Raw genomic sequence first — 20292 nt, forward strand, 5'->3', positions numbered from 1 at the left:
GATGTGTGGACTGGCCGGAATCGTGTCGTCGCAGCAAGGCCGCCCGGATGAACGGGTGCTGTTGGCGATGCGTGATGCGCAGAGTCACCGTGGGCCGGATGAGGCCGGGATCTACATGGGTCGTGGCGTGGCACTCGGTCATCGTCGTCTCTCCATCATCGACCTGAGTCACGGCCAGCAACCGATGGTGGATGAAGCCGCCGGGCTGGCGCTGATCTACAACGGCGAGTTGTACAACTTCAAGGCGCTCAGGACCGAGCTGGAAGCGCTGGGCACCGCGTTCACCAGCCACAGTGACACCGAGGTCCTGCTGCGCGCCTGGCAACATTGGGGCGAAGCGTGCTTGTCGCGCCTGGTCGGCATGTTTGCGTTCGCGTTGTGGGACATGCGCGCGCAGCGTGTTTTCCTGGCGCGAGATCATATCGGCATCAAGCCGCTTTACTACGGATTCACCCGCTCCGGCGACCTGGTGTTCGCTTCCGAACTCAAGGGGCTGCTGGCACACCCGGATGTCCCGCGCGATCTGGATCCGCAGGCGCTGGAAGACTATCTGGCTCTCGGCTACGTGCCGGACCCCAAGAGCATCTATCGCGGGATTCGCAAATTGCCGCCCGGCCATTGGCTGACGTGGCGCGCCGGCGAACCCGAGCCGGCGCTTCGCCAATACTGGGATGTGCCTTTCAATCGCGACATCGACCTGAGTTCGGACGAGGCCGTGACCAAGCTTCGCGCATTGCTCGATGGCGCCGTGGAAAGCCAGATGGTTGCCGACGTGCCACTGGGCGCGTTTCTTTCCGGTGGCGTGGATTCGAGCGCCGTGGCGGCCAGCATGAGCCGCGTATCGCGCCAACCGGTGCGCACCTGCTCCATCGGTTTCGACCATGACGGTTTCGACGAGACGGTGTATGCGCGGCAGGTGGCCCGCCATCTGGGTACGCAGCACTTCGAGCGGCGCGTGAGTGCGGATGATTACGCACTGCTCGACACGCTCGCAGCGGTGTATGACGAACCGTTTTCCGACAGCTCGGCGCTGCCGACTTACCGCGTGTGCGAACTGGCGCGTACCCAGGTGACGGTCGCGCTGTCGGGCGACGGTGGGGACGAGAATTTTGCAGGTTACCGGCGTTACCGTTGGCATGCGTGGGAAAGCAGCCTGCGCGCGCGCCTGCCCTCGGGCGTGCGCAAGCCGGTCTTCGGACTCTTGGGCGGCATCTATCCGAAGGCCGACTGGGCGCCGCGCCCGCTGCGCGCCAAGACCACCCTGCAAGCCCTCGCCCGCGATGACGTGGAAGCCTATTTCCATACCGTCAGCACCACCTCCCTGGCCATGCGTCAGCGCCTCTACAGCGCGAGCTTCAAACGCGAGTTGCAGGGCTACACCGCGCTGGAGGTATTTCGCTCGCATGCCAAGCACGCGCCCACCGATCACCCGCTCTTGTTGGCGCAGTACCTCGATCTCAAGATCTGGCTTCCCGGCGACATCCTGACCAAGGTGGACCGCGCCAGCATGGCGCACAGCCTGGAAGTGCGCGTGCCGCTGCTCGACCATCGCCTGATCGAGTGGGCCTCATCCTTGCCGCCCGAGTTGAAGCTCAGGGGCAGCAATGGCAAGTACATCCTCAAGAAGGCGCTCGAATCGGATTTGCCCCACGACGTGCTGTACCGGACCAAGATGGGTTTCAGCGTACCCCTGGCTGTCTGGTTGCGCGGCCCGCTGGCGCAGCGCGCTCGCGAGGCACTGCTTGGCGGGGCTGTGGCCGAGTGCGGATACTTCGATTTGTCGATGCTCGATCGACTGCTGCGTGAACATGTGGCGGGCCGTGCCGATCACAGCACGACGCTGTGGAGCCTGCTGATGCTGGACGCTTTTTTGCGCCAGACGCAGGAGCCCGCTGCCACGACTTCTGGCGTGCAGCTCGCGGCGGTGCCGGGGGCCATGCCATGACGAAGGCCTCCGCCCACGGTGCTGCCGTCGACGCCATGCCGTCAGTCGCTGCAGTCGGCATGGCTCGGCAAGACGCCGACGGTCGCGTCGGCGCAGGTGGCGAACGCAAGATCCGCCTGCTGGTCTTCACCAGCCTGTATCCGAATGCCGCGCAGCCGGGTCATGGGCTGTTTGTCGAAGGACGGTTGCGCCACCTCGTGGACTCCGGCCGGGTGTCGGCAACGGTGGTGGCGCCGGTGCCGTGGTTTCCATTCCGCAGCGCGATGTTTGGCAGCTATGCCAAATTTGCTGCGGTGCCCAGGCAGGAGACGCGTCACGGCATCAGGATTTTGCATCCGCGCTATCCGGTGATCCCGAAGCTGGGCATGAGCATCGCTCCGTGGCTCATGTATCGCGCGCTTTTGCCGGTGTTGCGAAAACTGAATGCAGGTGGCGCCGATTTCGATCTGATTGACGCGCACTATTTCTACCCCGACGGCGTGGCGGCAGCTCGGCTTGGCGCCGCGATCGGCAAGCCGGTGGTGATCAGTGCCCGCGGTACCGACGTGACATGGATACCGCGCTACCGACGGGCCCGACGGCAAATCCGCCGGGCCGCAAAGAGCGCCGCCGCCCTGGTGACCGTGTCGCAGGCCTTGAAAGACAGTCTCGTCGCGCTTGGCGTGGATCCCGGCAAGGTTACGGTGCTGCGCAACGGGGTCGATCTGGAGCGTTTCGGGCCACGTGACCGCGCCCCGTTGCGCGCGAGCCTGGGGCTCGACGGCCCCGTGTGGCTGACGGTAAGCCATCTGGTCGAACTGAAGGGCGTCGACATCGCCATCGTGGCGCTGACGCGGGTGCCCGATGTGACGCTGCTGATCGCGGGCAACGGTCCGCAGGAGCGCACCTTGCGCCGCCTCGTGGACCGACTCGGTTTGCACGAGCGCGTGCGCTTTCTGGGTGCCATTCCCAACGCCGAGTTATGCGACTATTACAACGTCGCCGACGCAATGGTCCTCGCATCGAGCCGGGAAGGCATGCCCAACGTGGTGCTGGAGTCCCTGGCTTGCGGTACACCGGTACTGGCCACGCATGTCGGCGGCACACCTGAACTGATCACCGCTCCCGAGGCAGGAGAACTCATGCGGGAACGATGTCCGGAAGCCCTCGCGAATGCGTGGAACGCGTTGCGAGCGCGCAACCCCGATCGATGCACGACCCGGAAGTTCGCGGAATCCCTGGGCTGGGAGCCCGTGGTCGCGGCGCAGTGCGCGCTGTATGCGCGCGTGCGTTCGGCCGCTACGGCAATGGAGGCGGCGACTTGAGCGCGACATTGAATGCCACGCGGAGCCCATCTCCCCGCGCATGGCCGACTGACCGGCCGCTGCGCATCCTGCACGTGCTAGACCACTCGTTGCCCCTGCATAGCGGGTATACCTTCCGCACGCTTTCCATTCTCGGCGAGCAGCGTGCGTCGGGGTGGGAGACGTTCCAGCTGACCGGCCCCAAACAGGGCAGTGGGCAGCATCGCGAGGAACAGATCGACGACTGGCTGTTCCACCGCACCCCGCCGGCGGTCGGCCTGGCCGCAAAGCTTCCGCTTCTGGAGTACCGCGCCCTGATGCGCGCGCTGCAGGACCGACTCGCTGAAGTGGTTGAGGCCGTGCGCCCGGACATCATTCACGCGCACTCACCCGTGCTGAACGCATTTCCCGCGCTGGCGGTTGGCCGCGCCACCGGCATTCCGGTGGTCTATGAAGTGCGCGCGTTCTGGGAAGATGCCGCGGTCGACCAGGGCACGGCGCGCGAATGGGGCCCGCGCTACCGATTGACTCGCGCGATGGAAACGCGGGCGCTGCGCCAGGCCGATGCAGTGACCACCATTTGCGAAGGCTTGCGCGGGGACATGCTGGAGCGAGGCATTGCCGCCCACAAGATCACCGTGATCCCCAATGCGGTCGACCTGTCCCAGTTCCATGACACCGCAAGCCCGGACAGCGGCTTGCTCGCGCAGTATGGGCTCACCCGCGGGAAGACACTGGGGTTCGCCGGCTCCTTCTATGCGTATGAAGGGCTGGATGTCCTGCTCCGGGCGCTGCCTGCCGTGGTGCGAGCCATGCCCGAGGTGCGCTTGATGCTCCTCGGGGGTGGACCCCAAGACGCCGAACTGCGCTCATTGGCCGCCGACCTCGGTCTTGATCAGGTGGTGCATTTCACGGGGCGGGTGCCGCACGGTGAAATGAGCCGCTATTACGACGCCATGGATGTCATGGTCTATCCCCGGATCTCGCGGCGACTGACCGAGTTGGTCACGCCGCTGAAGCCGCTCGAGGCCATGGCCATGGGCAAGCTGGTGGTGGCGTCGGATATCGGCGGGCACCGCGAACTGATACGCGCTGGCGACAATGGTCATTTGTTCAAGGCGGGCTCGAGCGAGGCCCTCGCCGGTTGTCTGACCGATCTGTTGCGGGTTCCGGAAAGCTGGAACGGCGTGATCGCTCGTGGACACGAGTACGTGGCATCCGAGCGCACCTGGAAGGCCAGTGTGGCTCGCTACCGCGATGTTTATGCCGCCGCGCTTGCTCGCGCCCGACCGCATGCAGGAGCAGGCTGATGGCCGCTGACACGCCCGCCGTCGTCCTCGGTGCGGGAATCAACGGTCTCGGCGTGGCGCGCAGCCTGGTGCGCGCGCATGTGCCGGTGTGGCTGCTTGATGTCGATGCGCAACGCCCGGAGATGCGGACCCGGGCCGTGAATCGCGTGGCGGTGCGCTCATTGCAAGGCGAGCTCTTGATTGAAGAGCTGGTGCGTTTGGCGCGGGCACGATTCGCCGGCTTGCGCCCGGTGTTGTTCCTGACCCAGGAGGAAAGCGTCAAGGCCGTATCGCAACATCGCGACCAGCTTGCCACGCTCTACCGCTTCAGCATGCCGAGCGTGGAAATGACGGATGCCTTGCTCCACAAGCAGGGCTTCCAGGCCGTTGCCGAACGACTGGGCAGCCCGATTCCGCCATTGGTTCACGTACGCTCGCTGGCGAACCTGCCGGCGATTGAAGCCTTGCGCTATCCGGTGGTCGTCAAACCCGGCGAGCGCAGCGTCGAATACGGAAAGCAGTTCAAGAAGGCGTATCGGGTGGAGGACGCCGTGGCGGGCGCCGAACTGGTCCGCCGCATCCTGCCGGTGATGTCGGACATCGTGGTGCAGGAGTGGATCGAGGGGCCGGACTCCAGCATCTATTTCTGCCTGCAATATGTTGATCGGCAAGGCCGCACCGCAGCTTCGTTCTCCGGCCGCAAGATCCGCTCCTGGCCACCGCAGGTCGGAGGCACGGCCAGCTGCGTCGCGGCACCGGAAGTCCACGAGGAGCTCTCCGCGATGACCACGAAATTTTTCCATGCGGCAGGCGTGATCGGCATGGCCAGCATGGAGTACAAACGCGATTCGCGCACGGGTGAGTTCCGGATGGTGGAGCCCACCGTGGGCCGGACGGACTACCAGGAAGAAGTGGCCACCTTGAATGGTGTGAATCTGCCCCATGCGGCGTGGTGCGCCGAGCTGGATTTGCCCCTGCCGACACCCACCGCGCACGGGCGACCCGTCGTGTGGCGAGTGCGGTCCGAGGACGAGCAGTCCGCGGCGGCGCAAGGCCAGACGACGGCAGATGGGTATCCAAATGGCAGCCGCGTGGCCGATGCACTGTGGCGTTGGTCCGATCCGATGCCCGGCATGGTGGGAAGTTTGCGGCATGCGAGTGGTGCGCTTCGCCGGCGTATCTCCAGGAAGATGGGCGTAACACCAGAGGTCGGGAGCAAGTCGTGAGTGCAGTTTCCAGATTTTTCTCAAGGCGTCAGACACAGGCGCCGGACCCGCGCACGGGACTGAAGGCGGCAGCCGAATGGCTGGCGCGTGCCCAGGACGCCAGCGGTTGCGGTGGTGTCAGTGCTGCCTACGATGTGCAAAAGCGGATCTGGACAGGCGCGTATCCGGAAACCACCGGCTACATCATTCCCACGTTTTTCCGTTATGCGCAGTTCTCGGGCAACGACGAATACCGCGAGCGGGCCGTGCGCATGGCGGCATGGGAGTCCGACATCCAGCTGCCCGACGGTGGCGTGCGCGCCGGTACGCTGGACGCGCCGCAGATCGTGCCGACCATCTTCAACACAGGCCAGGTGTTGTTCGGCTGGATTTCCGCCTGGCAGCAGACGCAGGATGCGCGCTTCCGCGACTCGGCGATACGTGCGGCGGAGTGGCTGGTTGCAGCGCAGGATGCCGATGGAGCCTGGCGACGTTTCGCTTCGCCGTTCGCCACGCATACCCTGAATACCTACAACACCCGCGTCGCCTTCGCGCTCGCCCAGGCAGGCCGTGCGCTGCAGGAGCCGCGCTATATCGATGCAGCGGTGCGCAACGTGCAGTGGGCGCTCACCCAAGCGCGCCCCAATGGCTGGCTTGAGAACAACGATCTGGAAGACAACGATCGGCCGCTCACGCACACCATCGCGTATGCCACGCGCGGCATCCTCGAAGTGGGGCTGCTCGCCGGCAACAGCGGCTTCGTGGATGTGGCGGGACGGATGGCGCGAGCCGTAGCCCAAAGCCAGCGTCGCGACGGTGCATTGCCCGGGCGACTGGATGCTGCCTGGCGTGCGGCGAGCCGCTGGACCTGCGTGACCGGCAACGCACAAATGGCCATCATCTGGCAGCGGTTGGCCACGGAAGTCGGGGACCATGCCTGCAAGGCCGCGGCAGAGAACGCCATCCGCTTCAATCTGTCGATCCAGGATTTGACTGCGGCCGACATGGGAATACGTGGCGGCATGCCCGGCTCGCACCCGCGATCCGGTGGCTACATGAAGCATCGCTACCCCAACTGGGCGGCCAAGTTCTTCATGGACGCAGTCATGCTGCAACTGGACGCGAGCTAGCGCCATGCGCGATATCGCCCTCGCCCTGCTGATCTTCGGAACGATTCCGTACATCTTGATGCGACCCTACGTGGGCCTGCTGGTCTGGTCGTGGCTTGGCTACATGAACCCGCACCGCCTGTGCTACGGCTTTGCGGTCAGCTTTCCGTGGGTGCAGCTGATAGCCATCGTCACCCTGGCGAGCCTGATGTTCAGCAAGGAAAGCAAGAAGATTCCATGGTCGGCGGTCAGTGTGCTGCTGCTGATGTTCCTGTTGTGGACGGGATTGACCACGTTGACCGCTGCCGTTCCGGATTCGGCGTGGACCAAGTGGCAAGAATTTGCCAAGGTCATGATCATGGTGTTCGTCACCTTGATCATGGTCAATACGCGCGAGCGCATGCATTGGCTGGTGTGGATGATCGTGGTTTCGCTGGGGTTCTATGGCATCAAGGGAGGCCTGTTCACGCTCACCCACGGTGGTTCCAACCACGTGCTTGGACCGCCAGGCAGTTTCATCAGCGACAACAATGCATTGGCGCTGGCGCTGTGCATGACCTTGCCATTCATGCGCTACTTGCAACTCCACTCCACCCGGAAAGTTGTGAGGATCGGTCTCGGTGTCGGCATGGCGCTCACCGCCGTTGGGGTGTTGGGCACCTATTCGCGTGGTGGACTGATCGGCCTGGCGATTGTGGGCCTGGCGCTTCTGGTGAAAAGCCGACACAAGTTCACCATTCTGGTCGCGGCCGCGATCATTGGCGTCACCGCGATTCAGTTCATGCCGGCAGAGTGGACCGCGCGCATGAATACGCTGCAGGATGCACGGCAGACGGATTCGGGCGAGACCCGTATCCAGTCCTGGAAATTCGCCACCAACGTGGCCATCCATCGACCGCTGACCGCTGGCGGATTTGATGTCTATGAAAGCACGCCTTTGTGGTTGGCTTACGCGCCTGAAGGATCGACCCAACGGGCCATTCACAGCATCTACTTCCGTACCTTGGGCGAACAAGGATTTCTGGGCCTGCTGCTGTTTCTCGGGTTGCTGTTCGCGACCTGGCGCAACTGCGTCAAAGTACGCAGGCGAACACGAGGTGACCCGGAACAGAGCTGGGCGTTTGATCTTGCATCCATGCTGCAGGTGAGCCTGCTGGCGTTCATGGCATCCGGTGCGTTTTTGCCCATGCCTTATTTTGATCTTGCATACCAGTTGATGGCGCTTTCTGCGGTTCTTGGAGGAGTGGTATTAAGGCAAGTCGCGGGACATAACACTGAAAGTTTTGCCCCATTGGGTAACGCGCGAGCGCGTGTAAGAGGCGCCCGCAGCGCCTCCTTGCGAGGTTTTGCCAATGGATAAAGCTGTTCTGATGATCGCATTCCACTTTCCGCCTGCCGCTATGAGCAGTGGGCATTTGCGTACCCTTGGCTTCGCGCGGCATCTTCCGGCATTGGGCTGGAAGCCAGTTCTGCTCTCCGCGCGCGCACTAGCCTACCCACGTACGACCCCTGTTGCTGAAGGCGTGGTCCCGGAAGGTTGTTCCGTGCATCGCGCTTTTGCGCTGGACGCCAGTCGTCATTTTGCCATCGGCGGCAAGTACCCGGGTTTTCTGGCCCAACCCGATCGCTGGTCATCCTGGTGGCCCGCGGCGGTTGTTGCCGGCTTGCGGCTGATCCGGCGTCATAACGTAAAGGCTATCTGGTCCACCTATCCGATCATGACCGCCCATTGCGTTGCGTATACCCTGAGTCGACTCGCCAACCTGCCATGGATCAGCGACTTCCGGGACCCAGTGTCCACGTCCGTAGAGCCAGGCAACCCGATTTCGTTCGCGTCCCAACATCGCTGGGAAAAACGAGTGTTTGACGATGCTGCGCGCATCGTGCTGACAACATCAGGGGCCTTGCGAGGCTACGCGAAAGCCTATCCCGAAGTGCAAGAGCAGGGTCGTCTTGTGCTGATCGAGAATGGCTACGAAGAACAAGCCTTCGTAGATTTACCTGAACCTGCGCCACGCCTTGGGCGGCCGCTGGTACTCGTCCACAGTGGCATACTCTATTCCGATGGTCGCAGCCCGCTTCCATTTTTCGAGGCGATTGCCCGCCTCGCCAGAGCCGGCGTCTTGAGCCCGGCAGATGTCCACATCGTGCTGCGGGCCAGTGGCTCAGAGGCAATTTATGCTGGAGAAATCAAACGCCTCGGCATTGAAGGTTTCGTAACGCTCGCACCGCCTGTATCCAACCGACAGGCGTTGGAGGAGCAAGCCCGCGCGGACGGTCTGCTGCTGTTTCAGGGATCCCGCTTCAACCGGCAAATACCGGCCAAAGTGTATGAATATCTGCGTATTGGACGCCCCATCCTGGCGCTGGTCGATCGGGACGGAGATACCGCCGAGGTTCTCCACCAGGCGGGCGGCGGGACCGTCATTTCAATGGACGATATCGAAGCCATTGCGGCGCAACTCCCAGGATTTATCCGAGGCTTGCGAGACGGCTGCATGCCGGCGGCACGCCCCGAAGTCATCGCCAGCTATGCGCGAAGCGAAGGCGCTGCGACACTTGCAGCCATGCTGGACAAGATCATGTAAGACGGTAAATACATGTTGAATAAGCTGCGTCCGCGACCTCATCCTCGTTGATATTTCCCGCAGGATGATACGCCCCCTAAACAATCCCATGGAATGCCGATGAACTGGAATCCCGACGAGCACTACAAGAGCCAAGCAGTAGCTGACGAATACGATCGGAAGCGATTTTCAAGCCCCGCGGGGCGGGTTTTCAATAACCTCGAAAAGCGGACTATAACGAAATGCTTTGCGTCATTGCCGGCAGGTAGCATCATCGCCGACGCACCCTGCGGGACTGGCCGGCTCGCCGAGCCGTTGCTAGTCGCTGGATACCGCGTGCACGGGATCGATATTTCTCAAGAAATGCTGGACGTGGCGAGGCGTCGCCTGCGCGGGTTTCCGGACAAGTTTTCGTGCGAGGTTGTTGATGTCAAGACCTCGCGACCGCCCGAGCCAATGTACGACGCTGCGCTCTGCGCACGGGTCCTGATGCACTTTCCGCTTGATCAACAAATTGAGTTCCTGACAGGAGTGGCCAAACTCAGTCGGTCCATCGTGGTTATCAACCACAGCCTTGATTCAGCTTACCAACGCCTGCGCAGACAGGTGAAGCACTGGCTGGGTCATCAGCCGTCGGTAAATCACCCGGTGAGCAATGCCGAGATCAAGGAGCTCTTGCAGAAATCGGGATTGCGTGAGGTGCGCCGTTTTCGCCTGTTGTCGCTGGTCAGCGAAGCCGTCTACATCGTCGCAGAGCGCATTTCTGTGCCTGCCAAGCCAACGATGCAGCCCAGCACAGCGCAGGCAACCTCTGCATTGTGACGACCAGCAATGGCAAACCCGGCAAGAGCCTGCGCAAGGCTCTGTCGCTCTCCTTTATCCAGACCTTTGTCAGTCTGATATTCACGTTTGGCGGGATAGTCATAATCAGCCGCCTGTTGACGCCGCGGGAAATCGGCATCTACTCCGTAGCAGCAGGCTTGGTGGCGCTCGTGCAGATGTTGCGCGACTTTGGGGTCAGCGAATTTCTCATCCAGGAGCGGGACCTTGATGAGCGGAAAATCAGGACAGTTTTTACGATCAACCTGGCGATTGCGTGGACGCTCGGATTGGCGTTGATTTTGTTCAGTGGGGCTGCAGGAAGATTCTACGGCGACCCCGGTGTATCCCAGGTACTGCGGGTGGTCAGCATCGTGTTCATGTTGTTGCCCTTTGGAGTCATCAGCCAGACGCTGATGAAGCGCGAGCTCGAGTTCGGGAAACTTTTGAAGATACGCTTGGGCGAGAGCATCACGCGTAGTTGCGCTACTGTGGCACTGGCGTACTCCGGTTTCAGTTACATGAGCATGGCTTGGTCGTCAGTCGTTGGTGCTCTTGTGATGGTGCTGGGTTGTGTGCTCTGGGGTTGGCAATACCGGGTGAAGGGATTGAGTCTGGAGCACTGGAAGCGCGTCCTGCATTTTGGGTCCAATCGAACGATCGCGGACATTGCACGGCAGGTTGGTGATCAGTCTGCAAATCTGGTTATCGGACGCATGCTCGGCCTGGCCGCAACAGGCATGTACTCCCGAGGTTACGGGATCGTCAACATGTACAACGCCAATGTTTTGGGTGCCATTGGCAGTGTTGCGTTTCCGGCGTTTGCTCGAGAGCACCGCGAAAGCGGCACGGCACCAGATCTGTTCTTGAAATCACTGGTGTATCTCACCGGAATAACCTGGCCCTTCTTCGCCGCCGGGATATTGCTCGCGTCTCCCCTAATCCGCATCTTGTTCGGTGAACAATGGGAGGCTGCCGTGCCTCTGATGCGTTGGTTGTGCGGTGCCGCAATGGTCGGCGTCCTGACCTATCAGTGCAATTCATTCCTGGTTGCACTTGGTCACGTCCGCACGGTGACCCGGATCGAGGTTCAATATCAAGTTATACGTGTAGCCATCACTATTGGCGCTGCGCTTTACAGTCTCGTAGCTGTGGCCGCGGTTCAGGTTGTCGTCTACGTGGTCGCAGCAGCCCTTTACTATCGTGAGCTGCAGCGTTTCGACGCGCTGGCCATTGGCAAGTGCACAAAGGCGTTGCGTACGAGTGCGCTCGTTGCCGTAGCGACCTCCGTGGTCCCTGCTACAGTGACATTTTGGCCAAATTTGTTGGAGCAACATATGGTTGCCGGATTGCTCATTGCAGTTTCAGGCGGGTGCGCCGGGTGGCTGATTTGTGTCCGCGTGGTACGCCATCCATTGTTGAACGAGCTGCGCCGTGCAGGTTCACGAATCCTGCCCCGAACGAGCCGAATAGTCTTCGGATAGGCCATGCAGAAATTTGACGTCATCCCGGCGCTAAACACAAATTTGTCGTGCTCCTGCTGCCATTCGAGCGGCAATTGGGCTGTGACGGCGCGACCGATGGCTCGACAAAATTCCGTGATTCATCAGATTCGCTGCAGACAGTGCGGCGATCGCATAGTCGCGAAGGTGGGCGGTGGAACGCGGCAGCGCGACAACGACCGGCTTCAACTGCAGAACGAATACGCCACCTTGCGCAACCTACGATCTGCTTTTCCCGAAGGGGAAAACGTAGGGATCCTCAGACCGCTGGGCTACATCGAGGTGGCGGGGCGTGGAATTCTTGTCACACACTGGTTCAGGGGCACGGACCTCGCACACTATGCACGCCGTTCGGAGACGCGTGCGCTTGAGCGACCCTTCAGGCTGGCAGGAACGTGGTTGTTCAAGTTGCATAATGCAGACCATAAAGATCGGCCGTTCCGGCCGATGGGTGTGACAGAAAAAATTGAGGCTCTATCGCTCACTTACGGCGAGGTTCTACGCGCACAACCAAAAGCGTGGAAGGCGTACGAGCTATTCACCAACGTAGGACGCAGCCTTGAGGGTTTGGCTGTGCGACCTGTTCGAATCCACGGCGACTTCAAGCCACAGAATGTGCTGTATGGTGGCGCACGTTGCGTCGGACTGGATATCCACTGGCAGGTGGTCGGCGCCGCGGTCTATGACTTTGCGCCGTTCCTGAATCACCTATGGCTCGCTGAAGCTGGCAGGAAAGGCTTAAATGCCAACATGCGTTATTTGCAGGCGGAGGCGGCGCTTCTGGCCGGATACGGCGAAGCAGTCCCCGCGACACGAACGTTGCGCTGGGCGCAACTCTACTTTGCATTGTGTCACCTTGGTGGTTATCGCCAACGCGGCGGCTTGAGTTCGATTTACGCAAACTGGAGGATCTGGCCACTGATAAAGTGGCTGGAAAGTCAGCTTTGGGAGAATGCGTGAATATCTCTGTTCCACACAGTCTTGTCGTGGGCGCACTTTCCGATGCGTGGGCACAAGACGATTTCGCATCCCGCCGGTACAAGTTCGATCGATAGGGGAGCGAAGCATGCTCAACGCGCTTTTTGTTGCCCTCGACGGCGCCCGCAAGGAGGGTGTCGATCGGGCGGCGGTTTCAATGCAGCGCCAGGGCTTTGTCTCAGGACCAACCATCGATTGCCAACGTACCAGGCTACGAACCTGGGTATTCCCGAGTCAAAGAGACGTCGCGAATACTGACGTGCGAACGCCCAAGGGTGAGGCTGCCTGCATAGGACCACTTTGGTACCGCGGGTATTTCGGAAAAGCGGCGTTGAGCCAAATGCTGGATGAGTGCGAGGCGGGCTCGCGTCCGGATCAAACGCAGTTGCGAGGCAACTTCGCGTTGTTTCTGCGCACACCCGAAGACTGCCTACTACTAAACGACCCATTGGGATTCGTCCGCATCTATGCAAGCGTGGACGGATTGTTCTACAGCACCAGTTGGCTCGCCACCTGCGCTTATCTGGGGTGCGAGGAACTTGATGCTGCTTCCGCGATTGAATACGTGCTCCTGGGCGCGGCACATTCGCGGCATTCGGTGGCGCGGGGAGTCGAGTTGTTGCCTCTTGGCCGGGCCGTGGATTTGAAACGGCGATGTACGTGGCAGCGTCTTCCCAGCGATTTTGATTCGATGCCCCCCAAGTTCGGCTCGTTGGATGAAGCTGTAGATGCGATCGCCGGACATTTGCGCACGGTTTCGACCGAGGTGGCTTCGGCCTTTCCAGGCCGGGTCAATACGGCTTTGTCAGGTGGATTCGACTCACGTTTGATCGTCGCGGGGCTGCTTGCGGCCGGCCTGAAGCCACAGCTGTTCGTATACGGCGATCCCGGTTCCGCAGATGCAGCGATAGCGAGGACCGTGGCTGCGGCGAGGGGCCTGTCACTCGATTCGATCGACAAACGGGAAATCAATCGTGGTCTGCCAGTGCCGGACATGGACGCGCTGGAACAGAGCGCGCTGTTCTTCGATGGCCTGCCCAGCGACGGCATTGACGATCCGGGAGCCGACCGTCGCACCCGTTTGCAGCAGACCGCCGACGGACGCATTGCGCTCAATGGCGGCGGTGGCGAGATTTTCCGCAACTTCTTCCACCTTCCCGACCGGAGCTTTACCGCAAGGGATATCGTGAGAACCTTCTACCGAGGGTTCAGTCGAGATGTCTTTCGCGACTCAGACGGCTTGGCGAGTTATGAAGCGCGGCTTGTTGCGTCCATAGGGGACATCGCAGGCATGCCCGGGACTGATGACAAACGCCTCACGCGCGAGCAGGTCGAGCTCCTCTATCCCCTGTTTCGCTGCCACTACTGGATGGGTGTCAACAACAGCGTGGCGGTGCGCCACGGCTACTATGCGACGCCGCTGGTGGATCTGGCGTCTGTACGCCTCGCTCTGCGGGTGCCGTTGAGCTGGAAGAATGCAGGCACGTTGCAGAGCCGCCTGATCGCTGCGCTGGACGGTGACATTGCCGCTCAGCCCTCCGCTTACGGGTTTAACTTTGGAGTGGGGCCGGATTGGAAGGCACGTCTGTCCGAATGGATGACGTGCGCCCGGCCAGTGCGGCTGCGTCCGCTCATCAATGCGACGCGGCGGCGCGTTGGCCGCGCAAGGGTCGATCCAGAGCTGCTGCATCGGTACAGAAAACTCATGCCGGGCGAATGGCAGATGGATTCGCTACTCGATCTTGCGCAGTTGAACGATGCTGCGGCCCTGGGGCGCGCGGTCGCGATTGAAGTCGTGTTTCGGCGGCTACTCCAGCCGCCGGTCAATTGAGCTCGGAGGTGGATGATCTGCGTGATGGTCTCGCACCTGGGCTGAGATAGTGGTTCGATGGGCTGCACGCGCAGCCCGCCGCCAGTTGCTTCAGGATCAAGCCAAAAGTGCGTGGACATCCCCTTTCACTTCCCGTGGTCGCCCAGTACCGCATTCATGTGGGCGGCAAACAGCGGGTAGACCTTGAGCGATCCCGTCGCGCTCAGGTGACCCGAGTCGTAGTAGAGAAACTCATGCCCCGTTGCCCAGGGACATATATCCGCATTGCAAAGTGCATTGGCGACCTTCAGCACCGACGCCAGCGAGTACTGCGCCGCGGCCGCTTCGAGTACGGAATTGGCTTGCGCCTGCCGATGCTCATACTCAGATCGCGTCACCGCATTGATGTTCAGTTGGTCGTCTGATGGATCGACCGCAAATCGTATGCTTGCTTTGGGGACCGGTGTGCGTTGGTGCGGATTGTCCTCCATGAGCACCACAGGGACTCCCAGCTTCTGATACACGCCAAGCGTTTCAGCCAGCGCCAGGCGAAGCGCCGGTTCGCCGGTAACAGAGTGCTGTTGGACACGAATCTTGCCCGGACCCATATAGCTTGTCCACGATTCGATCAGGACCACTGCTTTCGGTCGCATCTTGCTGGCGAATTGGATTGTCTTGTCGCCCAATTCTCGGCATGCATCCGAATAGTCGGTCTGCACGATGACGCCTTTCAGTGGCAGGCAGCTCCCGATGGAGGAGAAGACGATCCTTGTGTTCGTAGCCTTGCCGTACTTGTCCAGGGTCGGGATCATGGCCCTGGCATGGCTGTCGCCGTAGGCCAGCACTACCGTGTGGGAGCCCGTGTCGCCCATCTCGCAGTACCACTCATCTGGCAGGTACGAATCACGGGCCTGCTTTTGCAGAAACGTCATCCTGGTCTGGGGGTTGAAGCAGTCCTGGGACGTGGCGAGCGAGCCAAGCTTCATGGAATCGACATACCGCTCGGCCTTGGCCGAGACAAAGCTGAGCGGCCGATCGGGTAATCCTGACGCTGCATAAACACCCAGGCCCGCCACACCCAAAATCGCAACGGCAGCCGTGAGCCCGACCGAGGTGGAGCGTCGGCGGCTCCGGCGTACCGGATCCTCGAAGTAACGATAAGTAAGCCACGCCAGCAGGATCGACACGACCGCCAGCACTAGGCGGGATGCGCGGCGAAATGTCGGGTCGTTGTCGCCGAACACGATGACCACCAGCGAGAGCAGCGCCCAGTGCCACATGTACAGCGGGTAGCTGATCAGTCCCACCCATACCGCAGGCCGCCAACTCAGCAAGCGTCTGTTCAAAAACGTATTCGGCCCTGCGTTGACGATCAACGCCGTCCCGAGTACGGGAAGCAAGGCCCAGAAACCAGGGAATTTACTGGTCGGCCCGATCAGCACGAGTCCTGCAACGATGAGGGCGAACCCTCCCCAGGACTGAGCTGGGCCCCACCTCGACAGCCAGGGCACCCCATGACGGTGTGCTACTGCGAGCCATGCGCCCACCATCAGTTCCCAGGTGCGGGGGATCGGCGAAAAGAATGCGTGTGTCGAATGGCCGTTCAGGACAAGCGACACATTGAACACGAAGGTCACGACCGCGATCAGGCCAATAGACCTCAGCAGGGACCAGCGGCGATGGGTGATCACCCACAGAAGCAGCGGCCACGCAATGTAGAACTGCTCTTCGACTGCCAAACTCCACAGATGCAAGAGCGTTTTGTCGATGGATGCGTGATCGAAATAACCGGCCTCGTTCCACAAGACAAAGTTTTCAACATAGCCGGCACCCGCCGCGATGTATTTTCCAAGGCGCTCGTATTCCGAGGAGAACAAAACCAACCAGCCGACGACGAGGCAAACACTCAACACAAGAATGAGCGAGGGGAAAATCCGGCGTATGCGGCGCTGGTAGAAGTCCGAAAGCAGGCCGCCAAAGGTGAGGAACTCGTTGTCCTCGATGGCCTTGACCAGAATTCCCGTAATCAGGTAGCCGCTGATGACGAAGAAGACGTCGACACCTATGAAGCCACCCGGGAGATTCGCTGGTGAAAAGTGGTAGACGAGCACTGCCAGCACTGCCAATGCACGTACGCCGTCGATGTCGGGCCGATAGAACCCTTTGGGCTGCACAATGTTGAAGAAGTCTCGGGTGGCCATCGACAGACCCGTGCCTGGGCAGTAGGGGGGGAGTGTACCTTGCAGGTTCCAGGAGAAGGGTTGCCCGGGTGCGGTACGGCACGACATAGCAAGTGCGGCCGCTTGTCCCGGACCGATCCCATGAGCCCGCAAAACGTGGGATGGGTTGGTCAAACATCGCAACGTCGGGCTGGCAGGTTCTGCTAGAGTCCGGCTATCGCATCGTCTAATTAGTCGTGGCGCCCATGCGCCAGGCGGGCTGAGCAAGGAAACTTCGCGAGACGTCACAGGTGGATCGATGAGCATCAGAGCGATATCGCGCGCGGCTGTGGAGCGACTGGTCGCGCGCTTTGGTTATGAGCTGAAAATTGTTGGCTCGCCGCCCTCCGGGTACGAGAGCTTTCTCCATCGTCTTGTGCAATCCGGGGTCCGTCCGCGGACCGTGTTTGACATCGGGGTGGGAAATGGAACGCCCTGGCTTTATGCCGCGTTTCCGCAAGCACATTTCATCTTGATCGAGCCGCAAAAGGAGTTTGAGCCGGTCCTGCGGGAGATTTGTCAGCGCATTGACGCCGAATACCATCTTGTAGGCGTCGGCAGCAAGGAGCAACGCCTCCCGATTTACCGCCTGCTGAGCAGTCCTACGGGATCGTCGTTCTTGCCGCCGAACGCAGACACGGAAGAACGATGGGGCGCGTCGGAAAAATCCGGCGAGTTGCATGTTGTCCCGCTGGATACCTATTGCGGGCAGCCGGGCCCGTTTTTCGTCAAGATCGATACCGAGGGCTTCGAGCTCGAGGTGTTGCGAGGTGCCGCAAAGGTACTGGAACAAACCGAAGTCGTTCTCATGGAAGTCGCGATCTCGAAAAGGCAGGAGGAGGAGCCGGATTTGATCGAGATCGGGACGTTCATGAAGGACCATGGTTTTCGCCTGATTGATTTTCCCGTACTTACCCAGCAGGCACGAGGTGGCCCCCTCCTCTACGTGGATGTCGCATTCGCGCGGGCCAAGGAGCTGTGATCCGGGCGCATGCTCCAAGGTGTGGCCGGAAGCGAACACGATGGGTCAGGGCGGCGTAGAGCGCGGCAGGACCGCAAAGTTGGGGTAGTTGTTGTAGCCGTACTGTGGTGGCTCTGGCCGCACACTGCGCGACTCGAAGATCCTCCACGCCTCGAGCGCCCTGGGTAGACCACTGTCGGCCGCCGCCGCCAGCCCAATTTGAAGGTTGGCGGGGAATCCCGTTGGCGAATGGGCATAGCCCGACATTTGCCCCGCCTTCCATGGCTGCTTTTCCTGTTTTGACATCGCCGCCACCATGGCTGGCGAGTTGCACTCCAGACCCACGAGGTTGGGAAAGGTCGCGGCGTAGACAGCCTTGTAGTCAGGCAACCAGTTCCCGTTTGCATCCTTCACCACAAATATATAGCCGGATGCCTCCAGCCAGCAGAATCCGTGGGTGGGGTCCGATTGCCACCCGGTCATGATTTCGATGTTCATCCGGGACAACCAGTCGCGTAGCGGTGCGGCCCCGGCAAATCCCAGGTCGGCGGCGTGCCCTGCCGACCAGGTGAAGAAGTCGTGCATCCACGGTGCCATGCCTTTTTCGCCGGTGGGCTTGCCTGCGGCGTCTTTCACCGGATAGGTGGCACCACTGTCCATCAGTTGCAGCGGATTGGTGCCGGACTTGTCGGTGTACCGGGTGTTCCAGTCCGCCAGCGAGTTGTTGACGCTCGCATTGAACTCGGCTTTCAGCGGGTAGTGATCGGGCAGCAACCAGGCTGCATCGGCCATTTCGCGCAGCACCCAGGCCTTGCCGCGAACCTGGCTGTAACTCGCGTCAATCAGTCCCTTGTCGAAATCACGGTAGGTCGGATTCGGCGCGAGCTGGTTGCGCGACGCGGCGAAGGCCAGCTCGGACATGTAGTAGTAAGAGCCGGTCACCATGTACGGCACATACGCCTGCGAGGGCTGATGCGCGTTGTCCCACAGCGTGGGGCTCCCCGTGCCGTACCAGCCCGGCTTGCATCCGTTGACGACGGCATTGTTCACACAATTGGGCAGCAGATCACGCCGGTAGGCGGTAATTTTTGCCTGGTTGGCGGCAGATCCGGTCACTGGCCGGTGCGCAATGCTGTTCGCAGCAGCCCAGGCCGCCGTGGTGATGTAGGGATGGTCTTGAATACTGACAGGCCATCCGGTCGCGGCATCCCGGTAGTGGATGTCATAGGCGCCGAGCGCGTCGGTATTGGCCAGCATCCAGTGGTAGGCCCGCACGTCCGGATCGATGATGTACACGCTGGTCCAGCGCGGCAGGGGACCGATCGCTGCCTGTGCCCCGGCCATATGCATTTTCTGGGTCTGGTCGCAATGATCCAGCGGCGCGCAGGACTGCCGCAAGCCCGCCAGAAATTTCTCGTCGGGCTTGAGCTGCATGTAGCGGGATACGGCCTTGCTCGCCTGGATATATTGCGTGTCCTGTTGCAAATAGACATCAGGCTTGGCCAGATTCCACCACAACACCTTGTGCCAACGGGTGGCTGTGTACTGCGTGAGTGCCGGGCTGGCATAGGTCGCGGTCCCGGAAGTCAATGTCGCGGTGTATTGCGGTTGGGCCTGCGGCGCGAAGGCGGAGGTGTTTTCCACGATGACATCAGTGCGTACCTCGCCTACCGTGCCGGGCACGACACCCGCGTAGGCGCGCACCGCGAAGTAAATCTGCAGGTCCGGGTTGGAGGTGCCATCCGCCTTGGTCACCGGGCCATTCACGACCCACTCGCTGGTCTGCGGGCCGGACAGCCACACGTTGCACCTGCGGTCCCACGGCTTGCACGCATTCGCGGCGTTGGCAGCCTGCAGCAGCGAGCGGGCGTCCGCGGTGTACTCCGCCCCGCCGATATCGAGCGAGACCTCGGCGTTGTAACTGGTGGCAAGCAGCTGCGACAAGCTGACAGGCTCGTTCGGACCTGCCGTGCTTGACGCGGGGGCCGCAGAAAGGGTCAACGGCAGCTTCGCATTGCCTGGCAACGATGCAACCATCGTGGTCAGAACAGCGTGGCGCAAGCTTCCGTCAGGATGGGTCGCTTTGCCATCCACTTGCAGCACGACCGGATGACCGTTGAGAGTGGCGGTAACAGTTGCGCCCCGAGGGACGTCGCCGACCTTGAAGACCTGGCCGAAAGTGACTGGTACGTTATTTTGCGTCTGCCTGGTCTGGCTGATCACGTAATCCGTCACTACGGGTTTCGCTTGCGCCTGCAGGGAAGCGAGCAGCAACACGCAGCTCGCGAGCCCGCATGACACTTTCATCGGGACCTGTTTCATGGAAACTCCTGATCAGTGCCGCAGGCCGGCCAGTAAACTCCGTTAGTACCGGCACATGCAAGAGGGGGCGAGCAACGGGGGTACGTTCCTGGTGCTCGGCATTTGGGGCAGGCGGTTTGATGGGATACTTTCGGGTTCACCACCCTATGCCGTACTCTGTCTCGATTGCCGAACGGCTTGGAGCAGCTCGTGCTGCGGACAAGCCATGCGTATCGACGTCGCAAGGTTCGCAGGGGAGTGCTTCTGCGCTCGGTACCCGACACCTTTTGGAACCACAAGTGAA

Annotated in this window: 15 protein-coding genes; 12 read left to right on the plus strand and 3 right to left on the minus strand. The window is 61.3% G+C overall.

All coding sequences use genetic code 11. From position 1 onward, the window contains the following. The first annotated feature begins 1 nt into the window (after nt 1). Complete coding sequence (locus AC0L58_RS00780; protein WP_473685713.1) at nt 2–1945, plus strand: XrtA/PEP-CTERM system amidotransferase; 1944 nt, start codon at nt 2–4, stop codon at nt 1943–1945. 41 nt (nt 1946–1986) lie between these two features. On the opposite strand, the gene AC0L58_RS00785 is transcribed toward AC0L58_RS00780, so the two are convergent. Further along, complete coding sequence (locus AC0L58_RS00785) at nt 1987–2109, minus strand: hypothetical protein (RefSeq protein ID WP_473685715.1); 123 nt, start codon at nt 2107–2109, stop codon at nt 1987–1989. A 63-nt stretch (nt 2110–2172) separates the two neighbouring features. Between AC0L58_RS00785 and AC0L58_RS00790 the strand changes: the two genes are divergently transcribed. The 10 genes from AC0L58_RS00790 (at nt 2173) to AC0L58_RS00835 (ending at nt 14528) form a co-directional block, all read left to right on the plus strand. Beyond that, nucleotides 2173–3249, plus strand: coding sequence for a glycosyltransferase (locus tag AC0L58_RS00790; RefSeq protein WP_473685717.1), 1077 nt, complete (start codon nt 2173–2175; stop codon nt 3247–3249). Next, on the plus strand, nt 3246–4538 hold the full coding sequence (locus AC0L58_RS00795) for a TIGR04063 family PEP-CTERM/XrtA system glycosyltransferase (RefSeq protein ID WP_473685719.1): 1293 nt from the start codon (nt 3246–3248) through the stop codon (nt 4536–4538). Before AC0L58_RS00790 ends, AC0L58_RS00795 begins: the two co-directional genes overlap by 4 nt. Beyond that, nucleotides 4538–5743, plus strand: coding sequence for a carboxylate--amine ligase (locus AC0L58_RS00800; protein ID WP_473685721.1), 1206 nt, complete (start codon nt 4538–4540; stop codon nt 5741–5743). Before AC0L58_RS00795 ends, AC0L58_RS00800 begins: the two co-directional genes overlap by 1 nt. Next, nucleotides 5740–6852 carry a hypothetical protein gene (locus AC0L58_RS00805; RefSeq protein ID WP_473685723.1) on the plus strand — a complete coding sequence of 371 codons (1113 nt, stop codon included), beginning with the start codon at nt 5740–5742 and terminating at the stop codon, nt 6850–6852. Before AC0L58_RS00800 ends, AC0L58_RS00805 begins: the two co-directional genes overlap by 4 nt. A gap of 4 nt (nt 6853–6856) precedes the next feature. Continuing rightward, nucleotides 6857–8191 carry a putative O-glycosylation ligase, exosortase A system-associated gene (locus AC0L58_RS00810; protein ID WP_473685725.1) on the plus strand — a complete coding sequence of 445 codons (1335 nt, stop codon included), beginning with the start codon at nt 6857–6859 and terminating at the stop codon, nt 8189–8191. Further along, the gene (locus AC0L58_RS00815; protein ID WP_473685727.1) at nt 8184–9419 is read left to right on the plus strand and encodes a glycosyltransferase family protein; all 1236 of its coding nucleotides are present in this window, start codon (nt 8184–8186) and stop codon (nt 9417–9419) included. The genes AC0L58_RS00810 and AC0L58_RS00815 overlap by 8 nt, the downstream gene beginning before the upstream one ends. Before the next feature lie 99 nt (nt 9420–9518). Further along, a complete protein-coding gene (locus AC0L58_RS00820; RefSeq protein WP_473685729.1) occupies nt 9519–10220 on the plus strand; it encodes a class I SAM-dependent methyltransferase in 702 nt (233 codons plus the stop codon). Next, nucleotides 10217–11701 (plus strand): lipopolysaccharide biosynthesis protein, encoded by a 1485-nt coding sequence (locus AC0L58_RS00825; protein WP_473685731.1) that lies wholly within the window; start codon nt 10217–10219, stop codon nt 11699–11701. The genes AC0L58_RS00820 and AC0L58_RS00825 overlap by 4 nt, the downstream gene beginning before the upstream one ends. Before the next feature lie 3 nt (nt 11702–11704). Continuing rightward, the gene (locus AC0L58_RS00830; RefSeq protein ID WP_473685733.1) at nt 11705–12679 is read left to right on the plus strand and encodes a phosphotransferase family protein; all 975 of its coding nucleotides are present in this window, start codon (nt 11705–11707) and stop codon (nt 12677–12679) included. Between the two features lie 106 nt (nt 12680–12785). After that, entirely contained in the window at nt 12786–14528 is a 1743-nt protein-coding gene (locus tag AC0L58_RS00835) for an asparagine synthase (RefSeq protein ID WP_473685735.1), read from the plus strand. 125 nt (nt 14529–14653) lie between these two features. On the opposite strand, the gene AC0L58_RS00840 is transcribed toward AC0L58_RS00835, so the two are convergent. After that, the gene (locus tag AC0L58_RS00840; RefSeq protein WP_473685737.1) at nt 14654–16708 is read right to left on the minus strand and encodes an acyltransferase family protein; all 2055 of its coding nucleotides are present in this window, start codon (nt 16706–16708) and stop codon (nt 14654–14656) included. Nucleotides 16709–16985: 277 nt separating this feature from the next. Here AC0L58_RS00840 and AC0L58_RS00845 point away from each other — a divergent pair, with 277 nt between their 5' ends. Beyond that, nucleotides 16986–17708, plus strand: coding sequence for an FkbM family methyltransferase (locus AC0L58_RS00845; RefSeq protein WP_473685739.1), 723 nt, complete (start codon nt 16986–16988; stop codon nt 17706–17708). A gap of 45 nt (nt 17709–17753) precedes the next feature. On the opposite strand, the gene AC0L58_RS00850 is transcribed toward AC0L58_RS00845, so the two are convergent. Next, nucleotides 17754–20009, minus strand: coding sequence for a hypothetical protein (locus AC0L58_RS00850; RefSeq protein WP_473685741.1), 2256 nt, complete (start codon nt 20007–20009; stop codon nt 17754–17756). Nucleotides 20010–20292: the final 283 nt, after the last annotated feature.

The sequence above is a fragment of the Rhodanobacter sp. G2-10 genome (assembly GCF_055809185.1).

Bases quoted from the DNA above. Each gene is read 5' to 3' on its own strand.
- AC0L58_RS00815 (WP_473685727.1), top strand. From the start codon at position 8,184: ATGGATAAAGCTGTTCTGATGATCGCATTCCACTTTCCGCCTGCCGCT.
- AC0L58_RS00850 (WP_473685741.1), bottom strand. From the start codon at position 20,009: ATGAAACAGGTCCCGATGAAAGTGTCATGCGGGCTCGCGAGCTGCGTG.
- AC0L58_RS00840 (WP_473685737.1), bottom strand. From the start codon at position 16,708: ATGGCCACCCGAGACTTCTTCAACATTGTGCAGCCCAAAGGGTTCTAT.
- AC0L58_RS00830 (WP_473685733.1), top strand. From the start codon at position 11,705: ATGCAGAAATTTGACGTCATCCCGGCGCTAAACACAAATTTGTCGTGC.
- AC0L58_RS00845 (WP_473685739.1), top strand. From the start codon at position 16,986: ATGAGCATCAGAGCGATATCGCGCGCGGCTGTGGAGCGACTGGTCGCG.
- AC0L58_RS00820 (WP_473685729.1), top strand. From the start codon at position 9,519: ATGAACTGGAATCCCGACGAGCACTACAAGAGCCAAGCAGTAGCTGAC.
- AC0L58_RS00810 (WP_473685725.1), top strand. From the start codon at position 6,857: ATGCGCGATATCGCCCTCGCCCTGCTGATCTTCGGAACGATTCCGTAC.
- AC0L58_RS00785 (WP_473685715.1), bottom strand. From the start codon at position 2,109: ATGACCCGGCTGCGCGGCATTCGGATACAGGCTGGTGAAGACCAGCAG.
- AC0L58_RS00780 (WP_473685713.1), top strand. From the start codon at position 2: ATGTGTGGACTGGCCGGAATCGTGTCGTCGCAGCAAGGCCGCCCGGAT.
- AC0L58_RS00835 (WP_473685735.1), top strand. From the start codon at position 12,786: ATGCTCAACGCGCTTTTTGTTGCCCTCGACGGCGCCCGCAAGGAGGGT.
- AC0L58_RS00800 (WP_473685721.1), top strand. From the start codon at position 4,538: ATGGCCGCTGACACGCCCGCCGTCGTCCTCGGTGCGGGAATCAACGGT.